At 62.8% G+C, this 11,786-nt stretch carries 23 protein-coding genes; 22 read left to right on the top strand and 1 reads right to left on the bottom strand.

What is annotated here, in order from left to right; all coding sequences use genetic code 11:
• The 21 genes from AC13CR_RS11370 to rpmD all read left to right on the top strand — a co-directional run.
• Positions 1-71: EF-Tu C-terminal domain-related protein (locus AC13CR_RS11370; protein ID WP_209223782.1), on the top strand; the 71-nt coding region annotated here is incomplete at its 5' end.
• A gap of 371 nt (positions 72-442) precedes the next feature.
• On the top strand, positions 443-751 hold the full coding sequence (rpsJ, locus tag AC13CR_RS11365) for a 30S ribosomal protein S10 (RefSeq protein ID WP_042247848.1): 309 nt from the start codon (positions 443-445) through the stop codon (positions 749-751).
• An 11-nt stretch (positions 752-762) separates the two neighbouring features.
• Positions 763-1,659 carry a 50S ribosomal protein L3 gene (rplC, locus tag AC13CR_RS11360; RefSeq protein WP_292958446.1) on the top strand — a complete coding sequence of 299 codons (897 nt, stop codon included), beginning with the start codon at positions 763-765 and terminating at the stop codon, positions 1,657-1,659.
• Positions 1,656-2,276 (top strand): 50S ribosomal protein L4, encoded by a 621-nt coding sequence (gene rplD / locus AC13CR_RS11355; RefSeq protein WP_292958448.1) that lies wholly within the window; start codon positions 1,656-1,658, stop codon positions 2,274-2,276. The genes rplC and rplD overlap by 4 nt, the downstream gene beginning before the upstream one ends.
• Entirely contained in the window at positions 2,273-2,569 is a 297-nt protein-coding gene (locus AC13CR_RS11350; RefSeq protein WP_292958450.1) for a 50S ribosomal protein L23, read from the top strand. Before rplD ends, AC13CR_RS11350 begins: the two co-directional genes overlap by 4 nt.
• 95 nt (positions 2,570-2,664) lie before the next feature.
• On the top strand, positions 2,665-3,504 hold the full coding sequence (rplB, locus tag AC13CR_RS11345; protein WP_292958452.1) for a 50S ribosomal protein L2: 840 nt from the start codon (positions 2,665-2,667) through the stop codon (positions 3,502-3,504).
• Between the two features lie 3 nt (positions 3,505-3,507).
• On the top strand, positions 3,508-3,786 hold the full coding sequence (gene rpsS, locus AC13CR_RS11340) for a 30S ribosomal protein S19 (protein WP_292958454.1): 279 nt from the start codon (positions 3,508-3,510) through the stop codon (positions 3,784-3,786).
• A 5-nt stretch (positions 3,787-3,791) separates the two neighbouring features.
• The gene (rplV, locus tag AC13CR_RS11335) at positions 3,792-4,172 is read left to right on the top strand and encodes a 50S ribosomal protein L22 (protein WP_292958456.1); all 381 of its coding nucleotides are present in this window, start codon (positions 3,792-3,794) and stop codon (positions 4,170-4,172) included.
• Positions 4,172-4,882, top strand: a complete 711-nt coding sequence (gene rpsC, locus AC13CR_RS11330; RefSeq protein WP_292958458.1) for a 30S ribosomal protein S3 — start codon at positions 4,172-4,174, stop codon at positions 4,880-4,882. Before rplV ends, rpsC begins: the two co-directional genes overlap by 1 nt.
• A gap of 12 nt (positions 4,883-4,894) precedes the next feature.
• Positions 4,895-5,308 carry a 50S ribosomal protein L16 gene (rplP, locus tag AC13CR_RS11325; protein ID WP_292958460.1) on the top strand — a complete coding sequence of 138 codons (414 nt, stop codon included), beginning with the start codon at positions 4,895-4,897 and terminating at the stop codon, positions 5,306-5,308.
• A gap of 201 nt (positions 5,309-5,509) precedes the next feature.
• Positions 5,510-5,716, top strand: a complete 207-nt coding sequence (rpmC, locus tag AC13CR_RS11320; protein WP_292958462.1) for a 50S ribosomal protein L29 — start codon at positions 5,510-5,512, stop codon at positions 5,714-5,716.
• 12 nt (positions 5,717-5,728) lie between these two features.
• The gene (gene rpsQ, locus AC13CR_RS11315; protein ID WP_292958464.1) at positions 5,729-5,974 is read left to right on the top strand and encodes a 30S ribosomal protein S17; all 246 of its coding nucleotides are present in this window, start codon (positions 5,729-5,731) and stop codon (positions 5,972-5,974) included.
• Between the two features lie 76 nt (positions 5,975-6,050).
• Complete coding sequence (gene rplN, locus AC13CR_RS11310; protein ID WP_010400243.1) at positions 6,051-6,419, top strand: 50S ribosomal protein L14; 369 nt, start codon at positions 6,051-6,053, stop codon at positions 6,417-6,419.
• Positions 6,419-6,724 carry a 50S ribosomal protein L24 gene (gene rplX / locus AC13CR_RS11305; RefSeq protein WP_292958504.1) on the top strand — a complete coding sequence of 102 codons (306 nt, stop codon included), beginning with the start codon at positions 6,419-6,421 and terminating at the stop codon, positions 6,722-6,724. Before rplN ends, rplX begins: the two co-directional genes overlap by 1 nt.
• Positions 6,724-7,284, top strand: a complete 561-nt coding sequence (gene rplE, locus AC13CR_RS11300; protein WP_292958506.1) for a 50S ribosomal protein L5 — start codon at positions 6,724-6,726, stop codon at positions 7,282-7,284. Before rplX ends, rplE begins: the two co-directional genes overlap by 1 nt.
• Positions 7,285-7,302: 18 nt before the next feature.
• A complete protein-coding gene (rpsN, locus tag AC13CR_RS11295) occupies positions 7,303-7,608 on the top strand; it encodes a 30S ribosomal protein S14 (protein WP_292958508.1) in 306 nt (101 codons plus the stop codon).
• A gap of 10 nt (positions 7,609-7,618) precedes the next feature.
• Positions 7,619-8,017: a 30S ribosomal protein S8 gene (gene rpsH / locus AC13CR_RS11290; RefSeq protein ID WP_292958662.1), complete on the top strand. Its 399-nt coding sequence runs from the start codon at positions 7,619-7,621 to the stop codon at positions 8,015-8,017.
• Positions 8,018-8,029: 12 nt separating this feature from the next.
• Positions 8,030-8,563 (top strand): 50S ribosomal protein L6, encoded by a 534-nt coding sequence (gene rplF, locus AC13CR_RS11285; protein ID WP_292958510.1) that lies wholly within the window; start codon positions 8,030-8,032, stop codon positions 8,561-8,563.
• A 12-nt stretch (positions 8,564-8,575) separates the two neighbouring features.
• The gene (gene rplR / locus AC13CR_RS11280) at positions 8,576-8,935 is read left to right on the top strand and encodes a 50S ribosomal protein L18 (protein ID WP_292958512.1); all 360 of its coding nucleotides are present in this window, start codon (positions 8,576-8,578) and stop codon (positions 8,933-8,935) included.
• A gap of 117 nt (positions 8,936-9,052) precedes the next feature.
• Positions 9,053-9,628 carry a 30S ribosomal protein S5 gene (gene rpsE / locus AC13CR_RS11275; RefSeq protein ID WP_292958514.1) on the top strand — a complete coding sequence of 192 codons (576 nt, stop codon included), beginning with the start codon at positions 9,053-9,055 and terminating at the stop codon, positions 9,626-9,628.
• A 12-nt stretch (positions 9,629-9,640) separates the two neighbouring features.
• Complete coding sequence (gene rpmD / locus AC13CR_RS11270) at positions 9,641-9,829, top strand: 50S ribosomal protein L30 (RefSeq protein WP_292958516.1); 189 nt, start codon at positions 9,641-9,643, stop codon at positions 9,827-9,829.
• Between the two features lie 157 nt (positions 9,830-9,986).
• Here rpmD and AC13CR_RS11265 read toward each other — a convergent pair whose 3' ends face one another.
• Positions 9,987-10,682 carry a VPLPA-CTERM sorting domain-containing protein gene (locus tag AC13CR_RS11265; RefSeq protein ID WP_293013882.1) on the bottom strand — a complete coding sequence of 232 codons (696 nt, stop codon included), beginning with the start codon at positions 10,680-10,682 and terminating at the stop codon, positions 9,987-9,989.
• 537 nt (positions 10,683-11,219) lie between these two features.
• On the opposite strand from AC13CR_RS11265, the gene rplO reads away from it, so the two are divergent.
• Positions 11,220-11,696, top strand: a complete 477-nt coding sequence (gene rplO, locus AC13CR_RS11260) for a 50S ribosomal protein L15 (protein ID WP_292958520.1) — start codon at positions 11,220-11,222, stop codon at positions 11,694-11,696.
• The last annotated feature ends 90 nt before the right edge of the window (positions 11,697-11,786 follow it).

Genomic DNA, 11,786 nt, shown 5'->3' with positions numbered 1-11,786 from the left:
AGCTGCGCTTCGCGATCCGCGAAGGCGGCCGCACCGTCGGCGCCGGCGTGGTCTCCAAGATCATCGAGTGATCGCGCAACTGCGCGCCCGCGCAGCAAGCCAACATGAAAGGCCCGCCCCGGAAAGGGCGGGCCTTTTGCGATACAGACGATGCCGGGAATGGCGCGGCGCATGGTCGCGCCCCGACGGCCGGAAGGCGAGGTTTCGGAGACTTTCGACATGGGCGCCGCATTGTCCGGGGCAATGCCTTGTCGAGGGTTGACGGCGTCGCCGGTTTTCCGCATAAGCGCGCCATCGCAACCGATGCATCAAGAATCGCTTGCCGTGGCCAGGGCCGTCCGCTAAGGGGGCGGCCTTGCAGTTTTTCATACGGTCCGACGCTGGCCCCGCGTGGTGCGTGGTCAGCCTCTCGACTGAAACCCTCAGAGACCGAGGGATGACGATGCAAAGTCAGAATATCCGAATTCGGCTGAAGGCGTTCGATTACCGCGTGCTGGATGCCAGCACCCAGGAAATCGTCAACACCGCCAAGCGCACGGGCGCGACCGTCCGCGGCCCGATCCCGCTGCCGAACAAGATCGAGAAATTCACCGTCCTGCGTGGCCCGCATATCGACAAGAAGTCGCGCGACCAGTGGGAGATCCGCACCCACAAGCGCCTGCTGGACATCGTTGACCCGACGCCGCAGACGGTTGACGCGCTGATGAAGCTCGACCTCGCCGCCGGCGTGGATGTCGAGATCAAGGTGTAAGGAGGTAACCCATGCTGCGTACTGGTGTTATCGCCAAGAAACTGGGCATGACGCGCCTGTTCCTCGAGGATGGCCGTCAGGTTCCCGTCACCGTCCTGCAACTGGACAGCCTTCAGGTCGTCGATCAGCGCACCGTCGAGCGTGACGGCTATGCCGCCGTGCAACTGGGCGCCGGTGTGGCCAAGGCCAAGCGCACGACCGCCGCGATGCGCGGTCATTTCGCCAAGGCCTCGGTCGCGCCCAAGCGCAAGATCGCGGAATTCCGCGTGGCCGAAGAAAACCTGATCAATGTGGGCGAAGAGATCACGGCCGACCATTACTTTGCCGGCCAGTTCGTGGACATCGCCGGAACCTCGATCGGCAAGGGCTTTGCCGGTGCCATGAAGCGGCACAATTTCGGCGGTCTGCGCGCCAGCCACGGTGTGTCGATCAGCCACCGCTCGCACGGCTCGACCGGCCAGTGCCAGGATCCGGGCAAGGTGTTCAAGGGCAAGAAGATGGCGGGCCACCTGGGCGCAGTGCGCGTCACGACCCAGAACCTGCAGGTCGTGCGCACCGATTCCGATCGCGGTCTGATCATGGTCAAGGGCTCGGTTCCCGGCTCGAAGGGTGGTTGGGTCACGATCAAGGACGCGGTCAAGAAGGCGCTGCCTGACAACGTGATCTATCCCGCCGCGCTGAAATCGGCCGCCGAGGCTGCTCATCGCGCCGCCGAGGAAGCCGCCGCCGCCGCCGCCGCCGAGGAAGAGGCCGCCCGCGAGGCTGCCGCTGCCGAAGCCGCCGCCGCAGAAGAGGCCGCGCTGAAGGAAGCCGAGGCGCAGATCGACGCCGACAAGGCCGCAGCCGATCCCAATGCCGACCAGTCCGCTGGTTCGGCCGACGGCGCGCCCGAAGGAGACAAGGAATGAAACTCGATGTGATCAAGCTGGACTCTGGCAGGGCCGGGTCCATCGAGCTGGCCGACGAGGTCTTCGGGCTGGAGCCGCGCGGCGACATCCTGCAGCGCGTTGTCCGCTGGCAGCGCGCCAAGGCGCAGGCCGGCACGCATTCGGTGCTGGGCAAGTCGGATGTCAGCTATTCGACCAAGAAGATCTATCGCCAGAAGGGCACCGGCGGTGCGCGCCACGGGTCCAAGAAGGCGCCGATCTTCCGTCACGGCGGCACCTACAAGGGTCCGACCCCGCGTAGCCACGCCTTTGATCTGCCCAAGAAGGTGCGCGCGCTTGGCCTGAAACATGCCCTGTCCGCCAAGGCCACCGCCGGCGAACTGGTGATCGTCGAGGATCTGAACCTCGACGACGCCAAGACCTCGGCCGTTGCCAAGGCCGTCCGGGAAAACGGCTGGAAGCGGGTGCTGGTCATCGACGGTTCGGACGTGAACGAGGGCTTTGCCCGCGCCGCGCGCAACCTCGATGGCGTGGACGTCCTGCCCTCGATCGGCGCGAATGTCTATGACATCCTCAAGCGTGACACGCTGGTGATCACGAAGGCGGGTGTCGAAGCTCTGGAGGCTCGTCTGAAATGAGCGCGAAAGCAGAACATTACGATGTGATCGTGAAACCGGTCATCACCGAAAAGGCCACGATGACCTCGGAGAACAACGGCGTTGTCTTCCAGGTCGCCAAGGATGCCAGCAAGCCGCAGATCAAGGACGCGATCGAGGCCCTGTTCGGCGTCAAGGTGAAGGCGGTCAACACCACCATCACCAAGGGCAAGCAGAAACGCTTTCGCGGCCAGCTTGGTCGCCGCAGCGACGTGAAAAAGGCCTATGTGACCCTGGAAGAGGGCAACTCGATCGACGTCTCGACCGGACTTTGATCGACGGCCGCGATTGCGCGGCCCCGGACCAGCCGGGGCCGCAATCGTTTGACTGAAACGGACCAGATCGGTCCAGAGCAACGGAAGACAGAAAGATGGCATTGAAGTCGTACAAACCGACGACGCCTGGCCAGCGCGGGCTGGTTCTGATCGACCGTTCGGAGCTTTGGAAAGGTCGCCCCGTCAAATCCCTCACCGAGGGTCTGACGAAGAAGGGCGGTCGGAACAACACCGGACGGATCACCATGCGCCGCAAGGGCGGCGGGGCGAAACGCCTGTATCGCATCGTCGATTTCAAGCGCAACAAGGTCGATGTGACGGGCATTGTCGAGCGGATCGAATACGATCCCAACCGCACCGCCTTCATCGCGCTGATCAGCTATGAAGACGGCGAGCGGGCCTATATCCTGGCGCCGCAGCGTCTGGCCATGGGCGACAAGATCGTCGCCGGCACCAAGGTCGATGTGAAGCCGGGCAATGCCATGCCCTTCAGCGGCATGCCCATCGGCACGATCGTCCACAACGTCGAACTGAAGCCCGGCAAGGGTGGCCAGATCGCGCGTTCGGCGGGCACCTATGCCCAATTCGTCGGTCGCGATGGCGGCTATGCCCAGATCCGCCTGTCCTCGGGCGAATTGCGGATGGTGCGCCAGGAATGCATGGCCACCATCGGCGCGGTGTCGAATGCCGATCATTCGAACCAGAACCTGGGCAAGGCCGGTCGCAACCGCCACAAGGGCATCCGTCCTTCGGTTCGCGGTGTCGCCATGAACCCGATCGACCACCCGCATGGTGGTGGTGAGGGTCGCACCTCGGGCGGCCGCACGCCGGTCACGCCCTGGGGCAAGGATACCAAGGGCAAGAAGACCCGCTCGAACAAGGCGACCGACAAGTACATCTTGCGTTCGCGTCACGCGAAGAAGAAGGGGCGTTAAGCTATGGCACGTTCTGTTTGGAAGGGCCCCTTTGTTGATGCCTATGTGCTCAAGAAAGCGGAAAAAGCCCGCGAATCCGGAAAATCCGACGTCATCAGGATCTGGTCGCGCCGCTCGACCATCCTGCCGCAATTCGTGGGTCTGACCTTCGGCGTCTATAACGGGCATAAGCATATCCCCGTGAATGTCTCCGAAGAGATGATCGGCCAGAAATTCGGTGAATACTCGCCCACCCGGACCTATTACGGTCACGCGGCGGACAAGAAAGCCAAGAGGAAGTAATCGTCATGGGTAAGGAAACAAATCCGCGCCGCGTGGCGGAGAACGAGGCTTTCGCGAAGACCAAGATGCTTCGCACCTCGCCGCAGAAGCTGAATCTGGTGGCTCAGCTGATCCGCGGCAAGAAGGTGGATCGCGCCCTGGCCGATCTGACCTTCTCGCACAAGCGCATCGCCGGCGACGTGAAGAAATGCCTGCAATCGGCCATCGCGAATGCCGAGAACAACCACGGTCTCGACGTCGACAACCTGGTCGTCGCCGAAGCCTGGGTCGGCAAGAATCTGGTGATGAAGCGTGGCCGTCCGCGGGCGCGCGGCCGCTACGGCAAGATCATGAAGCCGTTTTCGGAAATCACCATCAAGGTGCGCCAAGTCGAGGAGCAAGCGTAATGGGTCAGAAAGTCAACCCTATCGGGATGCGCCTCCAGGTCAACCGCACCTGGGACAGCCGCTGGTATGCCGATGACAAGGAATATGGGGATCTTCTGCTGGAAGACCTGAAGATCAGGGACTTCATCAAGAAAGAGGCCAAGCAGGCCGGCATCAGCCGCGTCATCATCGAGCGTCCGCACAAGAAGTGTCGCGTGACCATCCATGCCGCGCGTCCGGGCGTGATCATCGGCAAGAAGGGCGCCGATATCGAGGTGCTGCGCAAGAAACTTGCGAATTTCACCAAGAGCGACGTGAACCTGAACATCGTCGAGGTCCGCAAGCCCGAAGTCGATGCGGCGCTGGTCGCCGAGTCGATCGCGCAACAGCTTGAACGCCGGGTGTCTTTCCGCCGTGCGATGAAACGCTCGGTTCAGAACGCGATGCGCATGGGTGCCCTGGGCATCCGGGTGAACGTCGCCGGCCGCCTGGGTGGCGCCGAGATCGCGCGGACCGAATGGTATCGCGAGGGTCGCGTGCCGCTGCACACGCTGCGCGCCGACATCGATTATGCGCTGGCCGAGGCGATGACCCCCTACGGGATCATCGGCGTGAAGGTCTGGATCTTCAAGGGCGAGATCATGGAGCATGACCCGCAGGCTCGCGACCGCAAGGCCGCCGAGGCGCAGGAAGGTCCGGCTCCGCGTGGTCCGCGCCGCGACGCCCGCTAAGGAGACGAAACAATGCTGCAACCGAAACGGACGAAGTTCCGCAAACAGCACAAGGGCCGGATCCACGGCAACGCCAAGGGCGGGTTCGATCTGAACTTTGGCTCTTTCGCGCTGAAAGCGGTCGAGCCCGAGCGCGTGACCGCCCGGCAGATCGAGGCGGCCCGCCGTGCGATCACCCGCCACATGAAGCGTCAGGGCCGGGTCTGGATCCGGATCTTCCCGGACGTGCCGGTCTCGTCGAAACCGACCGAAGTGCGGATGGGCAAGGGGAAGGGCTCAGTCGATTTCTGGGCCGCCCGCGTCCATCCGGGCCGGATCATGTTCGAGATCGACGGCGTGAGCGACACCATCGCCCGCGAAGCCTTGCGTCTGGGCGCGATGAAACTGCCGGTCCTGACCCGCATCGTCGCGCGCGAGGACTGGTAGGGCGCGCGCGCCGAGGCGCGTCTGATACCAATACGCCCCGCCGGAAACGGCGGGGTTTGCCATTTGCCGGAAAAAGCCGGCAAGGGGTTGCATGAACCGGGCTCTGGCTGTATGGGCAGGCCTTCATCACGAAACTCCACCGGAATCAGGGTGGCCCGGCCAATCCGGGGCTCTCCGGTGATGTGGGAAAGGACGACGCGCATGGACGCGCAGGAACTGAAATCGAAGACGCCCGACCAGCTGAAGGATCAGCTTGTTGCGCTGAAGAAAGAGGCCTTCAACCTGCGCTTCCAGCAGGCTACAGGCCAGCTTGAAAATACCGCCCGGATGCGCGCTGTGCGCCGCGACGTGGCGCGTGTGAAAACCATACTGAACCAGAAAGCGGCCGACGCCGCTGCCTCGAACTAAGGAGCCCGGCCCATGCCCAAACGCATCCTGCAAGGCAAGGTCGTCTCGGACAAGAACGAGCAGACCGTCACCGTCCTGGTCGAGCGCCGCTTCAAGCATCCGCTGCTGCACAAGACCGTGCGGATGTCGAAGAAGTTCCGCGCCCATGACGCGGAGAACCGGTTCAAGGTCGGCGACACCGTTCGCATCGCCGAATGCGCGCCGATCTCGAAGACCAAACGCTGGACTGTCCTGACGGACGAAGCCGTCTCGGCTTAAGTCCTTCATCACAGATCAGAAATGATCGAAACCCTGGGGCCGGAAGGGCCGGTCCCCAAAGGTCGGGAGTAAACCTATGATCCAGATGCAGACCAATCTGGATGTCGCTGACAATTCCGGCGCACGCCGGGTGCAGTGCATCAAGGTCCTGGGTGGCTCGCATCGTCGCTATGCGTCGGTGGGCGACATCATCGTCGTCTCCGTCAAGGAAGCCATTCCGCGGGGCCGCGTCAAGAAGGGCGATGTCCGCAAGGCCGTCGTCGTTCGGACCGCCAAGGAAGTGAAGCGCGAGGACGGAACCTCGATCCGCTTCGACCGCAACGCCGCCGTTATCCTGAACAACCAGGGCGAGCCGGTCGGCACCCGGATCTTCGGACCGGTCGTGCGTGAACTGCGCGCCAAGAACTTCATGAAGATCATCTCGCTCGCGCCGGAGGTGCTGTGATGGCTGCCAAGCTGAAGAAGGGCGACAAGGTCGTCGTGCTGGCCGGCAAGGACAAGGGCAAGCAGGGCGAAATCACGTCCGTCATGCCCAAGGACAACAAGGCCATCGTGGACGGCGTCAACATCGCGATCCGCCACACCCGCCAGTCGCAGAACAGCCAGGGCGGCCGCGTGCCCAAGGCCATGCCGATCGACCTGTCGAACCTGGCACTGATGGACAAGAACGGCAAAGCGACCCGCGTCGGCTTCCGCGAGGAAGATGGCAAGAAGGTCCGTTTCGCCAAGACCACGGGAGACGTGATCTGATGCTGGACGCAACCAAATACCAGCCGCGCCTGAAGACGCAGTTCCGCGAGACGATCAAGCCCGCGCTGAAGGAAGAATTCGGCTACAAGAACGACATGCAGATCCCGCGTCTGGACAAGATCGTCCTGAACATGGGTATCGGCGAGGCCGTGAAGGACACCAAGAAGGTCAAGCAGGGCGCCGAAGAGCTGTCGCTGATCGCCGGTCAGAAAGCCGTCATCACCAAGGCCAAGAACTCGATCGCCGGTTTCCGCGTCCGCGAAGAGATGCCGCTGGGTGCCAAGGTCACGCTGCGCGGCGACAGGATGTATGAATTCCTGGACCGCCTGATCAACATCGCGCTGCCCCGCGTCCGCGACTTTCGCGGCGTCAAGGGCACCTCTTTCGACGGTCGTGGCAATTACGCCATGGGCCTGAAAGAGCACATCGTGTTTCCGGAAATCAACTTCGACAAGGTCGACGAAGTTCTGGGGATGGACATCATCATCTGCACCACCGCGACGACCGACGCGGAAGCGAAGTCGCTGTTGAAGCATTTCAACATGCCGTTCAACAGCTGATCGCGGAGGGAAAGAGATATGGCAAAGAAATCGATGGTCGAGCGCGAGAAGAAGCGCGAGCGCATGGTGGCGAAATACGCCCAGAAGCGCGCGGCCCTGAAAGAGGTCATCAACGACCAGTCCCGCCCGATGGAAGAGCGGTTCAAGGCTTCGCTGAAGCTGGCCGACCTGCCGCGCAATTCCTCGGCCACGCGGCTGCACAACCGGTGCCAACTGACCGGGCGTCCGCACGCGTATTACCGCAAACTGAAACTGTCGCGGATCATGCTGCGCGAGCTTGGCTCGCAAGGTCAGATCCCCGGTCTGGTCAAATCGAGCTGGTAAGGGGGCGAAAATGAACATGAACGATCCTCTCGGCGATATGCTGACCCGCATCCGCAACGCTCAGATGCGTGGCAAATCGACCGTTCGCACCCCGGCCTCCAAGCTTCGGGCCTGGGTTCTGGACGTGCTGAAGGCGGAAGGCTACATCCGCGGTTATGAAGAAGTGACGACCGATGAAGGCCATAACGAGCTGGAAATCGGCCTGAAATACCACGACGGCACCCCGGTGATCCGGGAATTGTCGCGCGTGTCGAAACCGGGCCGCCGCGTCTATGCCGGCGCCCGGGAAATCCCGCAGGTCCGCCAGGGCCTGGGCGTTTCGATCGTGTCGACCCCCAAGGGTGTCATGTCGGATGCAGCGGCTCGCAACGCCAATGTCGGCGGCGAAGTTCTCTGCACCGTATTCTGAGGAGGGCAGCAGATGTCTCGGATTGGTAAGAAGCCGGTCGAACTGCCCAAGGGCGTGACGGCCGAAGTGAAGGGTCAGACGATCGAGGTGAAGGGCCCGAAAGGCGCCCGCAGTTTCACCGCGACCGATGACGTCGATCTGGTCCTGGAAGACGGCGCCGTCGCGGTCAAGCCGCGCGGCTCGTCGAAGCGCGCGCGCCAGCAATGGGGAATGACCCGTTCGATGGTCGAGAACCTGACGGTCGGCGTGTCGGACGGCTTCAAGAAGGAACTGGAGATTCAGGGCGTGGGCTACCGGGCGCAGATGCAGGGCAAGACCCTGAAATTGTCCCTGGGCTATAGCCACGAGGTGAATTTCGAGACCCCGGACGGCGTCACGATCACCGCGCCGAAGCAGACCGAAATCGTAGTGGAAGGCATTGACCAGCAGCTGGTCGGCCAGGTCGCGGCCAATATCCGCGAGTGGCGCCAGCCCGAGCCCTACAAGGGCAAGGGCATTCGCTACAAGGGCGAATATGTCTTCCGCAAGGAAGGCAAGAAGAAGTAAGGGGCGCATGAAATGGCACTGAAAAAGCAACAGCTGTTCCAGAAGCGCCGCCTGCGCGTGCGGAACAAATTGCGGGCCGAAAACAGCGGTCGGCCGCGCCTGTCGGTCCACCGTTCCTCCAAGAACATCTCGGTTCAGGTCATCGACGACCTGAAGGGCGTGACTTTGGCTTCGGCCAGCACGCTGGAGAAGGATTTCGGCCTGGTCGGAAAGAACAACGTCGAGGCCGCCGCCAAGATCGGCACGGCCATCGCCGAACGCGCGAAGAAAGCCGGTGTCGAGGAAGTCGTGTTCGACCGTGGCGGCTTCATCTTCCACGGCAGGGTGAAGGCTCTGGCCGATGCCGCCCGCGAGGGCGGCCTGAAGTTCTGATCGCTGCGGGTGGCGCTGTCCGAAAGGGCCGCGCCACCCCGATGATCCGGGGGCGTTTCCTGCCCACCTGGATCGGTTTCAACGGCGCGGATCGCGCCCGATATGAAGGAATGCCTGATGGCAGAACGTGACAATCGCCGGGGCGGCCGCCAGCCTCGCGAAGAGAACCCGGAATTCGCCGATCGCCTGGTCGCGATCAACCGGGTGTCGAAGACCGTCAAGGGCGGCAAGCGCTTTGGCTTTGCGGCCCTGGTCGTCGTCGGCGACCAGCGCGGCCGTGTCGGTTTCGGCAAGGGCAAGGCCAAGGAGGTTCCCGAGGCGATCCGCAAGGCGACCGAACAGGCCAAGCGCAACATGATGCGTGTGCCGCTGCGGGACGGCCGCACCCTGCACCACGATATCGAGGGACGCCATGGCGCCGGCCGCGTGGTGATGCGGACCGCCGTTCCGGGCACCGGGATCATCGCCGGCGGTCCGATGCGCGCCGTTTTCGAGATGCTGGGTGTTCAGGACGTCGTGGCGAAATCGCTGGGCTCGCAGAACCCCTACAACATGATCCGCGCCACGCTGGACGGCCTGAGGAAAGAGGCCAGTCCCCGGTCGGTCGCACAGCGTCGTGGCAAGAAGGTGGCCGACATCCTGGCCTCGAACGACAAGCCGGCCGAGGCGCAAGCCGAAGCCGTCGGAGCGTAAGGAGCAAGAATTATGGCCAAGACCATCGTCGTCAAGCAGATCGGCAGCCCGATCCGCCGCCCCGCCATCCAGCGCGAAACGCTGAAAGGCTTGGGCCTGAACAAGATGAACCGCACTCGCGAGCTGGAGGATACACCCTCGATCCGCGGCATGGTCGCCAAGATCCCGCATCTGGTGACGATCATCGAGGAACGCGGCTGATCCGGGCAGACCCGCAGTGAAATCAGGGACGCCCCGGATCGGTATCCGGGGCGTTCTTGTCTGTTGATACGGGGTCCTTTCAACCGGTAACGCGAATCAATTCCGCCCCGGCTATGACTGACCGGGGCGTGTCCTGATTCAACCCTGGCAAGCGGGCTCAGGCGGCCTTGCGGCGGCGGAACATCGCGAGGCCGCCGGCCGCGCCGAACAACAGCAGGCCGGAAGCCGGCAGCGGCACCGGCGACAGGGCCTGCTGGTCGATATAATCGCCGCTGACATTGATCGAATAGCGCCGTGTGCCCGCATGATCCTCGCGGAGAACCTGAAGATAGTTCATGCCGGCGTCGATGGGGCCCAGTTCCAAGGCCAGCGTCTTCATGTTCCTGTTCTTGCCGGGAGAGGTCAGGCCACCCAGGAATTTTCCGTTCAGCCAGACATAGGCGCCATTATTGACCGAGATCGAGGCCATGGCATTGGCAATGCCGCCGAGGCCCGCGTCCAGCGTATAGATGATCGCGGTTTCGGTATTCTTGCGCCAATGCTTGCGGATGCTGACCGGGTTTCTCGTCCAGGTGCCACCGGGATTCAACGGGTCGGTCAGCCAATTGCCAAGCGTTGCCTGCGCAGAGGACAAATCCGGCTCAGACGTGACCGTGAAATCGCTGGCGGGCCGTTTGCCCGGCCTGGGAAACATGAAGCTGCCCGCGTAGGGATTGGTGCCATCCAGCGCACGCCCGATGCTGTTATTGTAGTAGGCCGTGTTCGAATTGTCGATCAGGGTGGCGGCCTGGATCGTGGCGGCAAAGGTCGTCGAGGCGGCGAACACCGCCGCAATCAATCCGGAAAACTTCATAAAATCCTCGATTCATTCTGTCGAAGTTACTCGTGAATGCGTGTTGTTTGGCGCGAATTGTCTGTCCCGTCAATTGTCTTTTTGATAGTTTTGTTTTTTGTCGCAGGGACTTGCATGTCAAAGAATACATCCAGAAGAAGTAGTGCATCGGCGGAAATTCACGCGTCAGTTGAAGTCTGATGGCTTTGGTATCGTGGCGCGGTGCGGGGCTTGCGTGCGCCCTCTGACGGCTCGGGCGTGGCCATCGTCAGCGGTTCGGGCGGGCATTCGGCGGCATCGGCGGGCTGGACGAAAAGCGCGATCGCGGTTGGGGGTCCGAGATGCGCATGCATGGCCGAGACCGGATGAATGGAAATTGATCCGAATGGCGGGGGATGTCGCGCGATCAAAACACAAGCGGTTGCGCCAGCGACTTGACCGCGGCCTGTAGCTTCTGTATCAGCCCGCGGTGCACAAGAGCACATTGATTCACCAGCCAAGACATGCCGTGGCCATCCTGTTTCGCTTCGGGGATGAGTCCGGCGAAGGAGAAGCGACATGAAACTGCACGAAATTCGCGACAATGACGGCGCGAACCGCAAGAAGAAGCGCGTTGCGCGCGGGCCCGGCTCTGGCAAGGGCAAGACCGCCGGCCGCGGTATCAAGGGCCAGAAATCGCGCTCGGGCGTGGCCCTGAACGGATACGAGGGCGGCCAGATGCCGCTGTATCGCCGGTTGCCCAAGCGTGGCTTTACCAAGCCGAATGCCAAGAGCTTCGCGGTCATCAATCTGGGCCAGCTTCAGGGCTTTGTCGATGCGGGCAAGCTGGACACGAAGGCCGAGGTGACCGAGGAGTCGCTGGTCGCCTCCGGCATCGTGCGCCGAAAGCTGGACGGCGTCCGCCTGCTGGCCAAGGGCGAACTGAAGGCGGCGCTGAACATCACCGTCACCGGCGCGTCGAAAGCGGCCGTCGAGGCGGTCGAGAAGGCGGGCGGCAAGGTGACCTTGCCGGCGGCCCCGGCGGCTGCGGAATAAGCTGTTGAACGGGGCCCGCGCGGCCCATAGATAGCAATCAGCATTTCCTGGCGCCGCCGGTCCCCGGAAACGGGTCGGCGGCGCTGTCAT

The organism is Paracoccus sp. L-17 (assembly GCF_056857655.1).
This window is presented reverse-complemented; position numbering and strand designations above follow the sequence as displayed.